10 protein-coding genes and 7 tRNA genes are annotated in these 12,897 nt (G+C 36.1%); 5 read left to right on the forward strand and 12 right to left on the reverse strand.

Going from position 1 to position 12,897, the window contains the following annotated elements; all coding sequences use genetic code 11:
• From NBX25_RS04665 to NBX25_RS04680, 4 genes are all read right to left on the reverse strand, one after another.
• Nucleotides 1–1,407, reverse strand: a complete 1,407-nt coding sequence (locus NBX25_RS04665) for a DUF3945 domain-containing protein (RefSeq protein ID WP_502799734.1) — start codon at nt 1,405–1,407, stop codon at nt 1–3.
• 174 nt (nt 1,408–1,581) lie between these two features.
• Nucleotides 1,582–1,875, reverse strand: coding sequence for a helix-turn-helix domain-containing protein (locus NBX25_RS04670; RefSeq protein ID WP_002979402.1), 294 nt, complete (start codon nt 1,873–1,875; stop codon nt 1,582–1,584).
• 28 nt (nt 1,876–1,903) lie between these two features.
• Complete coding sequence (locus NBX25_RS04675; protein ID WP_024564658.1) at nt 1,904–2,254, reverse strand: helix-turn-helix domain-containing protein; 351 nt, start codon at nt 2,252–2,254, stop codon at nt 1,904–1,906.
• Nucleotides 2,255–2,520: 266 nt separating this feature from the next.
• Nucleotides 2,521–3,366 (reverse strand): RteC domain-containing protein, encoded by an 846-nt coding sequence (locus NBX25_RS04680; RefSeq protein ID WP_024564657.1) that lies wholly within the window; start codon nt 3,364–3,366, stop codon nt 2,521–2,523.
• 469 nt (nt 3,367–3,835) lie between these two features.
• Between NBX25_RS04680 and NBX25_RS04685 the strand changes: the two genes are divergently transcribed.
• On the forward strand, nt 3,836–4,894 hold the full coding sequence (locus tag NBX25_RS04685; protein WP_250252965.1) for a serine hydrolase domain-containing protein: 1,059 nt from the start codon (nt 3,836–3,838) through the stop codon (nt 4,892–4,894).
• 117 nt (nt 4,895–5,011) lie between these two features.
• Here NBX25_RS04685 and NBX25_RS04690 read toward each other — a convergent pair whose 3' ends face one another.
• The 5 genes from NBX25_RS04690 to NBX25_RS04710 all read right to left on the reverse strand — a co-directional run bounded on the left by NBX25_RS04690 (nt 5,012) and on the right by NBX25_RS04710 (nt 6,475).
• Complete coding sequence (locus tag NBX25_RS04690) at nt 5,012–5,836, reverse strand: 5'-nucleotidase, lipoprotein e(P4) family (RefSeq protein WP_250252966.1); 825 nt, start codon at nt 5,834–5,836, stop codon at nt 5,012–5,014.
• 211 nt (nt 5,837–6,047) lie between these two features.
• Nucleotides 6,048–6,121 (reverse strand) — tRNA-Arg (locus tag NBX25_RS04695).
• 12 nt (nt 6,122–6,133) lie between these two features.
• A tRNA-Pro gene (locus NBX25_RS04700) sits at nt 6,134–6,208 on the reverse strand.
• A 107-nt stretch (nt 6,209–6,315) separates the two neighbouring features.
• Nucleotides 6,316–6,389 (reverse strand) — tRNA-Arg (locus NBX25_RS04705).
• Nucleotides 6,390–6,400: 11 nt separating this feature from the next.
• A tRNA-Pro gene (locus NBX25_RS04710) sits at nt 6,401–6,475 on the reverse strand.
• An 813-nt stretch (nt 6,476–7,288) separates the two neighbouring features.
• Between NBX25_RS04710 and NBX25_RS04715 the strand changes: the two genes are divergently transcribed.
• Both NBX25_RS04715 and NBX25_RS04720 read left to right on the forward strand, forming a co-directional pair.
• Nucleotides 7,289–7,795 carry a thermonuclease family protein gene (locus tag NBX25_RS04715; protein WP_228412863.1) on the forward strand — a complete coding sequence of 169 codons (507 nt, stop codon included), beginning with the start codon at nt 7,289–7,291 and terminating at the stop codon, nt 7,793–7,795.
• 148 nt (nt 7,796–7,943) lie between these two features.
• A complete protein-coding gene (locus NBX25_RS04720; protein WP_250252967.1) occupies nt 7,944–9,227 on the forward strand; it encodes a hypothetical protein in 1,284 nt (427 codons plus the stop codon).
• A 709-nt stretch (nt 9,228–9,936) separates the two neighbouring features.
• Here NBX25_RS04720 and NBX25_RS04725 read toward each other — a convergent pair.
• The 3 genes from NBX25_RS04725 to NBX25_RS04735 form a co-directional block, all read right to left on the reverse strand.
• Nucleotides 9,937–10,010: transfer RNA gene (locus tag NBX25_RS04725), tRNA-Arg, on the reverse strand.
• Between the two features lie 41 nt (nt 10,011–10,051).
• Nucleotides 10,052–10,126, reverse strand: a tRNA-Pro gene (locus tag NBX25_RS04730).
• Nucleotides 10,127–10,140: 14 nt separating this feature from the next.
• Nucleotides 10,141–10,225 (reverse strand) — tRNA-Ser (locus NBX25_RS04735).
• Nucleotides 10,226–10,360: 135 nt separating this feature from the next.
• On the opposite strand from NBX25_RS04735, the gene NBX25_RS04740 reads away from it, so the two are divergent.
• Together NBX25_RS04740 and aspA are read left to right on the forward strand one after the other, a co-directional pair.
• Nucleotides 10,361–11,386 (forward strand): N-acetylmuramoyl-L-alanine amidase, encoded by a 1,026-nt coding sequence (locus tag NBX25_RS04740; protein WP_123908688.1) that lies wholly within the window; start codon nt 10,361–10,363, stop codon nt 11,384–11,386.
• A gap of 72 nt (nt 11,387–11,458) precedes the next feature.
• On the forward strand, nt 11,459–12,859 hold the full coding sequence (gene aspA, locus NBX25_RS04745) for an aspartate ammonia-lyase (protein WP_123908687.1): 1,401 nt from the start codon (nt 11,459–11,461) through the stop codon (nt 12,857–12,859).
• Nucleotides 12,860–12,897 lie beyond the last annotated feature (38 nt).

Here is a 12,897-nt window from a genome sequence, read left to right on the forward strand (position 1 = left end):
CTAACTTACTTTTCTACTTCTTGATTTTGCAGGGGCTTTTGGCTTATTCTGTTGTTGCTGTTGCTTTTCGTTCTTCGGTGCTTGCTGTCCTTTTTCCAAAGGCTCCTTGATATTCTTAGTTGCTTCATTGGTCTTACCCTCCGAATTGACCGCAGTTTGCGTTTTGTGTTCCTCAGTAGGTTTAACACGTTCTTTGTATTGGTTCGGGAACTCAAAATTGGTAGTTCCTGTTTCTTTATTGTAAGTGATATAACCATTATAGGGTTTATCCTTTTTATCTTTCAACTGAACATAGACCGTTAGCCCGTCTTTGAATTTGTTGTATTGCTCGTCGTTCAGCTCAGTACCTCGAAAAGTTTTAGGAGCTTCCTGTGGCTGGCTTTGCTGGTTGGCTTGTCGGTTACTTTGGGATTGCTGTTGATGATTACCTCGGTCAAACAGATACTCCAAATAATTTTTGTCCGCATTGTACTGTACCGTTGCATCAAAGGATTTTCCTTTTGTGGAAGTCATACCCTCAACGAATAGGGGTTTACCCTCCATTAAGGTTTGTTTTTGTTCCTCTGTAAACTTAACCCCCTTTAATTCATCGGGGATATTGATTAAAGAGGTTCGGAGGGCGATAAGCTCATTGGTCAATCTGTCCACACTGATAATGGACGGTATCAGTTCTCCCATTTTTGGATGTATCAAATCAACCACTCGACCCATATTACCCGTTTCGAGCAGGTTTTTTTTATCTTCATCTGTAAACTTGTGATTGAAAAATTCTCTGTGCAGGTCAGGGGAATTGCGGACACCGTGTGCCATTACTACCACGTCGCCTGTTTCGTTTTCACGTAGCTGTAAACGGGCTTGTGAGCGGTGGGCGACCCCTCCGAAGTTAGCGTCCATATAGACAAGTTCATTCGTCTTATAACCCCGTAGGAGTGGGTCAAGCAGGTTTCTCTTTTCGAGGTATTCTCTTGTTATCCCGAAGCTGTTCAATGTTGCCCAATCAATCTGTTCCGGCTTGAAACGGTACTCGTTTGTTTCCGGTGTTGTCTGTGTTGTTGCCATATCGTTTTTATTTTCTTGTTTTTGTTCCTCTTTCGGTTCAGCCTTTACCTCGTGCTTTTTCATTTCCTTTTCGCCCTCCGGCGTAGGCTTATCTACCTGTTGCTGAAATTGCTTTGCTTTTTCGACGGCATCGCCTGCGTCCACTTTGAAAAATGCAAACGGGGTTGGGTTTTTCAACTGTCGCCAAAAGTTGGATATGAAATTGGTAAAGAAATCTCCGTGTTTATCTACACGCATAAACTCGGATTGGTTCTTTTGGGTCGGGTCAACGGTTTCTAAATTCCCGTCCTTGTCAATACCCTTAACGGCTTGGATTTTCATTTTTTCCTTATCCAGCACTAACAGCACGTCCGATAGTTGCTCAGGAGCTTCCTGTGCAACTTGTTCGGTTGCTTCCTGTTGATTTAAAGTTTCTTCGCTCATAATCTGAAAATTTTAAAGTTCAATGCCGAAAGTAAAGGAAGTGGTTACTGCATAACCCGAAGTGGCACTCAAAGGCAGTCAAAGGCAGTGTTTGGCGTTTTACTTACCCGTAGGAGGGTTAAAGCTCTCTCGGATAAATTGATGTACATCGGATAGCTTGTAATAGAGTTTTCCGCTTATGGTATAATAAGGCAGTTTGCCAATGGAACGGTAACGCTGGAGCGAGCGGTTGCTGATTTTAAGCATTTGTAATAAATCCTGATTGTCGAGCAGTTCCTCGCCGTCTATACTGTTACGTTTCTTTTGTAAGTCGTCAATATGGTTACTCAACATATCCAGCCTGTCCATTATTCGCTCCATCCACGACAAAAATTCCATTCTATCAATATTCATAGCTTTTACTTTTAAGAGTTCGTCCCTGTTATTTACCTGATTTCAGATTTCTGCCTTTTTCGATATAGCTTTTGCCCTTTGCCATAAGTTCCGCTACATATTCGTCACTACTTTGCACAGCATTGGCGTTAAGCATATCCTTGATTGCCCCAATCGTATAGAAGTATTGCCCGTAGATTTTGGAGTAGGTTATTTCGCCTTTGGTACGCATACGCCACAAAGTCTTTTCGCTGATGTGCAGGTATTGGCATACCTCGTGATTGTTGAGCCACAAATCATCGTAGCTGGTGTCGTCCAATCTTTTCAGATAATCCGCAATAGCGTTGATACGGCTGTTAAGCTGTTTCCACGCTTCTTCTTCAATGGTTATAATTTTCATTGCATTGCTTTTTAATGTTCACAATGCAAAATTGCTAAGGGTGGCAGTGTTTGTCCGCCAACCCTTGCCAATTGGTTTGGCGGGTTTTTTAAAATTTTTAAAATCGGGAGAAATCCTTTATTAAAGAGCGTTTTAAAGGATTTGTAGTTTTGAAACAAGGTAAATAGCCAACATTTGCCAATTGGTTTGTAGTTGGCAACAGCTATAAACAAAAAGGCAGTACATCAAAAGTGTACTGCCCTAAATATTATGATTAATATTAAACACTAAAGGTCTTTATCCATATATTCCTCCAATGAAACTTTAAGCTCATCTAAAAATGCGGTTCGGGAGCCACTTTTAGTTTTCATTCTATGGAATGTGTGATGTATATCGTTTAGCGTAATGCCAAAAAGTATTTGGAACATTAAACTAATTTTTCGCACGCTGATTTTTCCGTATGAAATCGCACCGGAGGCGTGTAAAGCATAGATTAATTCTGTAAGTGCATTTTTGGTTTCCGTCCAAAAAATATCTTTGGAGCGTTCCGGCTTTTGTGCAATCAAATCGGGGCTTTCTTCGGGATTTATTTTTGTCAGTAGATAAGTGTAGAGTAATTCGTTAGCAATAATCCTTGCTGTCTTGTAATCGTAGAAAGTAGAAAATTCGGGGTCAATCTCAAATACGATACTGTTTAATCCATCGTGGTAGTTTATATTTCCACGTTTAAAATAGCTGTGGTCACGGTCTGTACGTCCCGAACGGTAGTACCTGTAAAAATCGGAATTGCAGATATGCTCAATGTATTCTCTTTTCAGACTTGCTAATTGGTTGGAAAAATAATTGAAATACATTTTGCCATTGCTGAACGGACAGGTCGTTTCAATGCGGTAAACCTTATTATAGTAAATGAGTTTGCCAAGAATTTGTGGTTTAATGGTTCTGAAGAATTGTATTTCCTCATTATCATTTTCAAAGTCCTGTTCAATGATTTGTTTCTTGACCGAAAATAATAGGTCTTGAAGATACAAGGTCATTTGATAAGCCTCGTCAATTAGCCTTTCGCTTTGTACTGAAATCTTATCTTCCATATTATGTATCTCTAAAATAATGGTGTGTAAAGAATGTTTCATAGCCAATATTTTTTGTGATGATTACTAAACTTCAAATTCAGTTTATACCTAATTAACACACAAATATTATGAGATGAAGTGACAAAATACCCACAGTTCAACCACACTGTGCGAATTTTTTTTAACCGTAGGTGGGGGCAACTGTGGAAATAAATTTGCAAATATTTTGTATGAAACCTGTTTAAAGGATATATAAAAAATTAGACGGCAATAAATATTACCGTCCTATTTTTTTGTATATTTGCTATTGATTTACAAGGAAATCAAAAGAAAGCGAGTGCAGAGAGCACCACTACTAAATCGTTACCGATAAGGTTTTCAATTCTTGTAAACTACTCTTTTTGAAATACTTTGAGCCTTATTAATCTTTTTTAACAAAAAAGATCAAGTACGTTTATTCGGTCGTATAAGGTTTTTCTATTTTTCAAATTTGTATCGAAATAAATATTTAACCTTAAAAAACGATACAATGAAAACTTCATTCACATTTTTCGCAGTACTATTATTCATCAGCAGCTTTTCTTTTGGACAAGATTTCACCCAAAAAATTGATTCCATCGTAAAAGACAATTATCAAAAAAATCCGGAGGTAGGAATCAGTGTTGGCTTTATCAATAATAATAAAGAATATTATACAGCTTATGGAAAACTGAATAAAGAAAGTAATGTAGAGATTAACAAAAATTCACTATTTGAAATTGCTTCTATTACTAAAATACTGACTTCAAACTTAATTGCACAAGCTGTTCTGGATCATAAACTAAAACTGGATGATTATATGGATCGTTATCTTCCAAAAGGATATGCTTTAAATCAAAATATCAAGAATAAGATCAAAATTTCAGACTTAGCTTCTCATCAGTCCGGACTACCTGATATAGATTTTGCCAAATTAATAGAACAAAATCCGCAGCAGCCTGTAAGTACCATTACTGAGCAATCATTAACCTCTATGATTAATAGCTGTACAGAGCTTATTGACTATGGAAAATACCGTTATTCTACCATTGGGTATACTTTACTTGGGCAAATATTAGAAAAAGTATATGGAAAGACTTACGATGAGATCATTCATGAAAAAATAATAAATCCTTTAAAAATGAACCGTACATTCACAAAAGAATTTAATGTAAAAAACAAAACAACAGGTTATAATCCTAGTGGAGGTGCTCAGGAGTTTTTTAATTGGAATGTTACAGCATCAGCGGGATTGATAAAATCAGATGCTTCTGATATGGTAACCTATTTAAAAGCAATTCTGACTAGAGGAAATCCAATATCTGAAGCGGGCTTAATCACAGAAAAAATTTATTACAAAGATGAAAAGAGAGAAATGGGACTAGGACTTAACATGAGTACGGATGAACAGAATACAATCTACCTGAAGTCTGGAGATTCTATGGGGCAATCATCCATCATTTGCTACAACAGAGCCAAAAAATGGGGAATTATCATTCTCTTAACCCAAAGAAATTCAAAAATGAGACAGAATCTGCTGAACGAAATCTATGAGAAAGTTCTAAAATAAATTGGATTAGAAAATAAAAATTATTAAAAATAAAACCCCTCACAGTTTTTGTTGTGAGGGGTTTAAAATTTTGATCCTATACCTATTTTGTCAGGAGTATAATATTTATAGAATGTATTAAGGAGCTGCCTTTACAGCGTTATACATCATTGAATCTTTTTGCTTAGGGGCGTAATCATACTTGTATTGATAAAAAGAAGATTCCCAATCTCCATATCCGACATTAGGAATAATAATGAATTTTTTGCCAAACTCATTTGCTGAATTTTTCACCGCAGCTGAGCGTTCCGTTTCTGATTTTTTATCAAATAGATTAGAGAAATCGGCGAGATTATCACCCAGCAGGAGTACGATATTGTAATTTTTAGCAATATCCAAACGTCTGGCTTCCTTACTGCTTTCTTTAGATCGAAGAATAAGATGAGCTTCACTTTGAATAGGGTAATTGTATTTTTTCAGGTTTTTCAAAGTTCCTGCACGTTCCTGTTCCACGCGATTGGTAACATAGAATACCTGTACTCCTTTACTGGCAGCATACTGATAAAACTCCTGGGAACCGGTAAGGGGTGTTGCGATGCCTTTGGCGGTCCATTCCTCCCATGTTTTCTGATCGTAATCTTTTCCCATTTTTGAACGCTCAACAGCATAGTAGGAATTATCTAAAAAGGTTTCGTCAATATCTGAAACAATAGCTAATGGCTTATCCGGTTTTTGTGCTAAGGCTTCATCCAGACGAAGTTTTGCGATATTGTAGGCTTGAAGACATAGTGCTTCATATTCTGCAGCCCTTTGCTGATAAAAAGCAGCATATATTTTACCGTCACGTCCAAGATTCTGATAAGGTACATTCTGCACAGAAACCTGTGAAACTGGAGATGCTGTTTTACATGATAAAGTCAAAGCAAAGAAACAGCTTGCGATAATGAACTTGAAATTTTTCATTGAATTAAAATAGAGAGCACAAAATTATAACAATTTGAATTTTATGACAACTATTTTCGAGGTTTATAGTTTATTTGAATCCATGAAATGTCTGAACAAAGTCTGAATGTTTTCAGACATTTTTCAGATTATTGTGGAAATATCAGAATAGCAATCTAAAATAGATCATCAGAAAACAAAAAAAGTCTCTGAAACAGAGACTTTTATAAAGTGAGCGCGAAAGGATTCGAACCTTTGACCGTCTGCTTAGAAGGCAGATGCTCTATCCAGCTGAGCTACGCACCCTTTGAAAAAAAGTCGGGGCGGCAGGATTCGAACCTGCGACCTCCTGGTCCCAAACCAGGCGCGATGACCGGACTACGCTACGCCCCGATAAGGTCATCTTTAATGAATTTTACTTCATTGTTTTAATTTTAAAAAAACAACATGCTTTCAAAAATTAAAATAAATAAACTTACATCAATCAGTAAGTCTTTTTGTGAGCGCGAAAGGATTCGAACCTTTGACCGTCTGCTTAGAAGGCAGATGCTCTATCCAGCTGAGCTACGCACCCTTTGAAAAAAGTCGGGGCGGCAGGATTCGAACCTGCGACCTCCTGGTCCCAAACCAGGCGCGATGACCGGACTACGCTACGCCCCGATTAAAGGTCATCATTGACGAATTTTACTTCGTTTTTGCGGTTGCAAAGGTACAATACTTTTTGAAATAAAAAAATAAATTAAAGGATAATTTTTAATTAAATTTTGGAGAAACTTTTTTGTTAACTTTACTTGATTAATAACCATGGATTTAGATTATCAGAGGAATTTTACATTTTTTTATGGTTCAATAGCAGGTCCACAAATTTTGCCATCACAATTTTTAAAATTTAAAAATACAAGAACTCATGATTTTCATAAAATAGACCTTCTCATTCTTGAAAAAACATTTTAAAATGGTGACATGAATTATGAGATTTATAAAGAAGCAGAAGAATAAATTGATACCATTACTTTGTATACGCACTTGAGCATGTCTACACTGATGAAACTCATACAGCTTGTAAATTTATTGGGTATTTTGATGATATAGAAATGTTCGAAAAAGCAAAAGTATTAATTCTCCCTGGGTTTAGAACCTATCCTAATGATTTTACAGTGGGAAGATTTACTTTAAACAATTTGTTATGGGTTTCTGGATTTTAAATTTATAAAAATGTGAAAATATTTCAGTTAGGGTGCAGGTAGATGGTATTGTTAAGTATGGATATAGTATAGATTCCAATTATAAAAGCATTCACGAAATAAAGAAAAAAGGAAAATAGATGGAGATATTATTAAGTAATAAGGATTTAAGAATAAGTTATATAAGGTTAACGAGAAATGAAAATATAATTAAAGATAAATAAGATAGTGTCCTTCTTTATCCAGATCCTTTAATCCTTATATTTGCCCCATGAAACGATTAATGTTGATGAGCATACTTTTCCCGGCCATCCTGTTTTCACAAACAAGCGGAAAAGTAATCAAAATCTCAGATGGAGATACAATTACAGTACTTTTAAAAGGCAATACCCAAAAGAAACTTAGATTGGCGGAAGTAGATTGTCCGGAAAATGGACAGGCTTTCGGAAAAAATGCCAAACAATTCACCTCTGAGCAGGTGTTTGGAAAAACGATTACGTTTAAAGAGACCAGTACGGACCGTTATGGACGTTCCATTGCCAAAATTTATTATGATAATGATAAATACCTTTCCAAAGAAGTGATAAAGGCTGGAATGGGATGGTGGTACTTTTCCTATTCTAAAGATGATTCTCTAGGAAAGCTACAGGAAAAGGCTCAACAGAAGAAAATTGGTCTTTGGCAGGATGTTCATGCTGTTGCTCCCTGGGAATACAGAAAAATGAGACGGGAACAATCGAAAAATAAGAAAATGGAAGCATCTAAAATTCAATTGAAAACGAAAAAAGATGCTTGAAAATAGGGAAGAGCCTTAGATTATTTCTAAGGCTTTTTTTTGTTCTTAAAATTATCAGAATAAAATAAGAGGTGTAATTTATTATATTTGTGATACAGACACTTACAATAAACGCAATAAATAGTCTGTGCAATTAAAGAACTTAACTATGAAGCAGACTGCTACTTTTATACTATTGTTCTCTCTGTTCGGACACTATCTAACGGGACAAAAAAATGATAGTATTTCCATTTTTTATAATGAGTTTAAAATCGAATCTAAAAGAAATATTGAACTTTGGAATAAAGATCTCTATGGTCCTATCCTTTTAATTGATCCAAAGACAAGAGAAATTTTTGCCAATGAGGCTGATGAAAATGGTATTTTAAAGGCTAATGGCACTATTTATACCGGAGTTTTGCCTGATAAAATTAATATTGCCAATACGGCTGTGAACTGGAATGGAAAAAGATGGGCAATGATGATGCTTCCACTTCCTAAAAATAAATACAATAGAATGGGTTTGCTGGCTCATGAGTCATTTCATCGCATACAACCCTCATTAGGTTTTGAACTAAACAATGTTGAAAATAACCACCTGGATCAGAAAGAAGGTAGGATTTATCTTCGTTTAGAACTGGAAGCTTTGAAAAAAGCGTTGAAATCTGCTTCAAAAAAAGAATTACAGGAACATCTTACGAATGCACTCACTTTCAGGAAATTCAGACATAGTCTTTACAAAGGTTCAGGTTCAAATGAAAATCTTCTGGAACTCAATGAAGGAATTGCGGAGTTTACAGGAGTAATAGTAAGTGGTAGAAATAAGACGCAGACAGCTGCTTTTTTAGTTGATGGAATTAATGATTTTTTTAAGAATGCAACGTTTGTACGATCATTTGCTTATCACACAGTACCTGTTTATGGGTATTTACTCTATAATAAAGATAAAAAATGGAATAAAAAAATAACGGCAAAAACAGATCTGTCCAACTATTTTATCAAAGCATTCAATAGTAAAATTGCTGGTGATTTAGATGAGGTTATTAAAAGATCAGCTGAGGATTACAATGGCTCAGCAATAACTGAGGAAGAAACAAAAAGAGAAGAGAAAACAAAAAAACTCATTGCTGAATATAAAACCAAATTTATAGAGAATCCCCATTTTGAAATAAAATTTGAAAAGATGAATGTTTCTTTCGATCCAAGAAATATAATACCGATTGAAGATAAAGGAACAGTATATCCCAATATCAGGGTTACTGATAAATGGGGAATTCTGACCGTTGAAAATGGAGCATTAATGAGTTCAAACTGGGATAAGATTTCGATATCGATTCCTGCTAAAACAGAAGGTAGAAAGATATCAGGTGATGGCTGGACTCTTGAACTGACTGATGGATATGGAATAAAGAAAAATGAAACTGATGGAAATTATGTGCTGGTTAAAAAATAGCCAGACATCATAAGTGAAAAATAGAATATAATAATCAGGTGGTATTGTTGAATAATAAAAGCCTTACAATTCAAATTGTAAGGCTTTTGTTGTTTATAAATATTAAGATTTATATTTTACAAGTCATTTGGGTTTGGGAACGGACCACATAAGCATAGTCCGTTAGGGTCACAACCTCCTTGTTCAAAACCTTGCTCCTTACATAAATCTCTACAAAATCGTGGAATACATTGATTTGGTAAGGTTCCTCCTAAAATAGTTTTCAATTCATTTCTCTTTAGAGCACTGTGTTGTTTTTTGAATGTTTTCACGGTAATTGTTTTTTTATAAGTTAGTGAACCAAATATATAAAAATATCCTTTATGAGTGAAAAAATATTTATGATAAAATTATGATTAAAAACTTTAAAGATAGAACTTAGATGATAACCTCTGTTGCGAGTGTGAAATGTTGATTCTATCGACTATTTGCTTAGAGAAGAGATAGGGCTTCTTGTTAGGTTTAGTTTAGAATTAAGCTGACTGTGAATAAATTATTGGAAAATCAATATATTCATAATATAAACAGAAAATGAGGTTTTGTAATCGCAGAAGGATTCGAACCTTTAACCGGATTAAAAAATAGGAATGTTTTATCCTTGATAATCTAAGCTTTAAAATAAAGAATGGTAATAAAACAAAAAACCTCACCATAAAATGATGAGGTTTTGTGAGCGCGAAAGGATTCGAACCTTTGACCGTCTGCTTAGAAGGCAGATGCTCTATCCAGCTGAGCTACGCACCCTTAGAAGTTGATTCTCGCTTATAATAAGCACATTAAAAAAGTCGGGGCGGCAGGATTCGAACCTGCGACCTCCTGGTCCCAAACCAGGCGCGATGACCGGACTACGCTACGCCCCGAGATATATAGAGTGCGGAGGGTAAGGGATTCGAACCCTTGCGACACTTTCGCGTCGACAGTTTAGCAAACTGCTCCATTAACCACTCTGGCAACCCTCCTTTTTGTTTATTTTTTAATGATCGTTGTTCCGTTATTGCGAGTGCAAATATAGAATAGATTTCTTTATTTACCAAATAAATTTCAAGAATTTTTTGTGTATTTTTGAGGTAATAAATTGATAAAAAACCAAACTGATGCGTAAAACATTATATATCATCGGATTAAGCACTTTAGTTTTTTCATGTACTTCTCAAAAAAATGTGAAAAAAAATACCTACCAACCGAAAACCCCCGTGGCACAGCCAAAAACAGCAGTAAAGACCCCAACTCCTGAAGCTCCAAAACCAAAAGTTGTAAGTGATCATGGAGTAGACTTTTTTACTACTAATATAGCAGACCCAGCAAAAAATGATAATACGGCAAGTTATGGTTCTATTGTCTCGGCAAAACCTGCAGGATATAAAGTCGTAAAAACTTATTTCCCTGCCATGGCACAGAACTTCAGACAACGTTATCTGATCATGCATTATACAGTGCTTCCTGATGACAAGTCTATTACCGTTCTTACCCAGCCGGGAGTAAGTGCCCATTACCTGGTAAACAATACAGGAGATAATGAAATCTACCAATTGGTAGATGAGAATAAGCGTGCCTATCATGCAGGAGTAAGCTCATGGAGAGCTGATAAGAATCTTAATGATACTTCTATAGGAATAGAAATTGTGAACCCTGGCTTTACTACGGATGCTACAGGGAAAAGAATTTTTGTTCCTTTCAGTGATGCACAGGTAAGAAAAGTGGCAGCATTGGCAAAAGATATTGTAACAAGATATCAGATTCCGGCAACCAATGTTATTGGTCATGCAGATATTGCTCCTACAAGAAAACAAGATCCGGGACCCATGTTCCCATGGAAAAAATTATATGACGAATACCAGATAGGAATGTGGTATGATGAGGCAGCAAAACAAAACTACTTCGAGCTTGCGCAAACAGAACTTCCGGCAAAGTATAGTGATACGGTCTTTATTTTCACTATACAGACTGCATTACAAAAATTCGGATATGGAATAGAATTGAGCGGAAAATGGGATGATGCTACTAAGAAGACTATTGAAGCATTCCAGTATCATTTCCGCCCACAAAATTATGACGGAATTATGGATGCTGAAACATGGGCAATATTACAAGCTTTAAATGTAAAATATTCAGTAAAATAATTCAAATTAAAGCGCATCGGATCGATGCGTTTTTGCTATCTTTAAACGATCAAAAACAGTAAAATATCTGTAATGGAAAATTTCAGAAAAGAAAGTGATCTATTAGGCGAACTGAACGTGCCTTTAGATGCTTATTATGGAGTGCAGACGCAAAGAGCAATCAACAACTTCAAAATTTCGGGACAGCTTTTGTCTTCATATCCGGATTTTATCAAAGGACTGGCTTTCGTAAAAAAAGCTGCCGCAAAAACCAATTATGAATTAGGACTTCTTGATGAAAGCCTATATTTCAAAATAGCAGAAGCATGTGATGAGATTGTAGCAGGGAAATATCATGACCAGTTTCCGGTAGATATGATCCAGGGAGGAGCAGGAACTTCAATCAACATGAATGCGAATGAAGTAATTGCCAATGTAGTGTTGGAAAAATTAGGGAAAAATAAAGGAGAATACGAATTCTGTTCACCTAACGACCATATCAACCTTTCGCAATCAACGAACGATGCTTATCCTACAGCCATCAAAATGGGGCTGTTGCAGATGAATATCGGTTTGGTAGAAAGATTGGAGAAAATCATAGCTGCTTTCCGTACAAAAGGGCAGGAGTTCCATGATGTTATTAAAATGGGACGTACTCAGCTTCAGGATGCTGTTCCTATGACATTAGGCCAGGAATTCGAAGCATATGCTGCTACCTTGGAAGAAGATATTTCCAAACTGAACAATAATGCAGATCTTTTCGTAGAAGTAAATATGGGAGCTACAGCCATCGGGACAGGGTTAAATGCTCCGGTTGGGTATGCTACACTTTGTGCTAAAAATTTAGCTCAGATCACAGGGTTTCCTATTATTTCTGCACCTAACCTGGTAGAAGCTACACCAGATACAGGATCTTATGTGATTTATTCTTCAGCTATGAAGCGTCTGGCGGTAAAATTATCAAAAATCTGTAATGATTTAAGATTACTTTCATCAGGACCAAGAGCGGGACTTTTTGAAATCAACCTTCCGCCAATGCAGCCTGGATCATCTATTATGCCGGGTAAAGTAAATCCTGTTATCCCGGAAGTGGTGAATCAGGTTTGCTTCAAAGTAATTGGAAACGATTTAACGGTAACGTTTGCAGCAGAAGCAGGACAGCTACAGCTTAATGTAATGGAACCGGTTCTTTCTCATGCAATCATGGAAAATATCAATTTCCTTTGCAATGCATTGGATACCCTTCGTGATAAGTGTGTAGTAGGAATTACAGCCAACAAAGAAGTATGTCTGAATATGGTAAAACACAGCATTGGAATTGTAACGGCATTGAATCCTTATATCGGTTATAAACAATCTACACAGATTGCAAAAGAAGCATTGGAGACTGGGAAAAGCGTATACAATCTTGTTTTAGAGAAAGGGATACTTTCTCAGGAAAAGCTGGATGAAATCCTTGATCCGAAAAACATGCTGATGCCACACAACAAATAATATAAAAACAATCAATAAGTGATAAGTGATGGTTTTCA

The organism is Chryseobacterium sp. Marseille-Q3244 (genome assembly GCF_940807095.1).
Lineage (GTDB): Bacteria > Bacteroidota > Bacteroidia > Flavobacteriales > Weeksellaceae > Chryseobacterium.

What these genes read in the sequence shown, in the direction of transcription:
- NBX25_RS04670 (WP_002979402.1), bottom strand. Translation starts at nt 1,875, where the DNA reads ATGAATATTGATAGAATGGAATTTTTGTCGTGGATGGAGCGAATAATG.
- NBX25_RS04675 (WP_024564658.1), bottom strand. Translation starts at nt 2,254, where the DNA reads ATGAAAATTATAACCATTGAAGAAGAAGCGTGGAAACAGCTTAACAGC.
- NBX25_RS04680 (WP_024564657.1), bottom strand. Translation starts at nt 3,366, where the DNA reads ATGAAACATTCTTTACACACCATTATTTTAGAGATACATAATATGGAA.
- NBX25_RS04685 (WP_250252965.1), top strand. Translation starts at nt 3,836, where the DNA reads ATGAAAACTTCATTCACATTTTTCGCAGTACTATTATTCATCAGCAGC.
- NBX25_RS04690 (WP_250252966.1), bottom strand. Translation starts at nt 5,836, where the DNA reads ATGAAAAATTTCAAGTTCATTATCGCAAGCTGTTTCTTTGCTTTGACT.
- NBX25_RS04715 (WP_228412863.1), top strand. Translation starts at nt 7,289, where the DNA reads ATGAGCATACTTTTCCCGGCCATCCTGTTTTCACAAACAAGCGGAAAA.
- NBX25_RS04720 (WP_250252967.1), top strand. Translation starts at nt 7,944, where the DNA reads ATGAAGCAGACTGCTACTTTTATACTATTGTTCTCTCTGTTCGGACAC.
- NBX25_RS04740 (WP_123908688.1), top strand. Translation starts at nt 10,361, where the DNA reads ATGCGTAAAACATTATATATCATCGGATTAAGCACTTTAGTTTTTTCA.
- aspA (WP_123908687.1), top strand. Translation starts at nt 11,459, where the DNA reads ATGGAAAATTTCAGAAAAGAAAGTGATCTATTAGGCGAACTGAACGTG.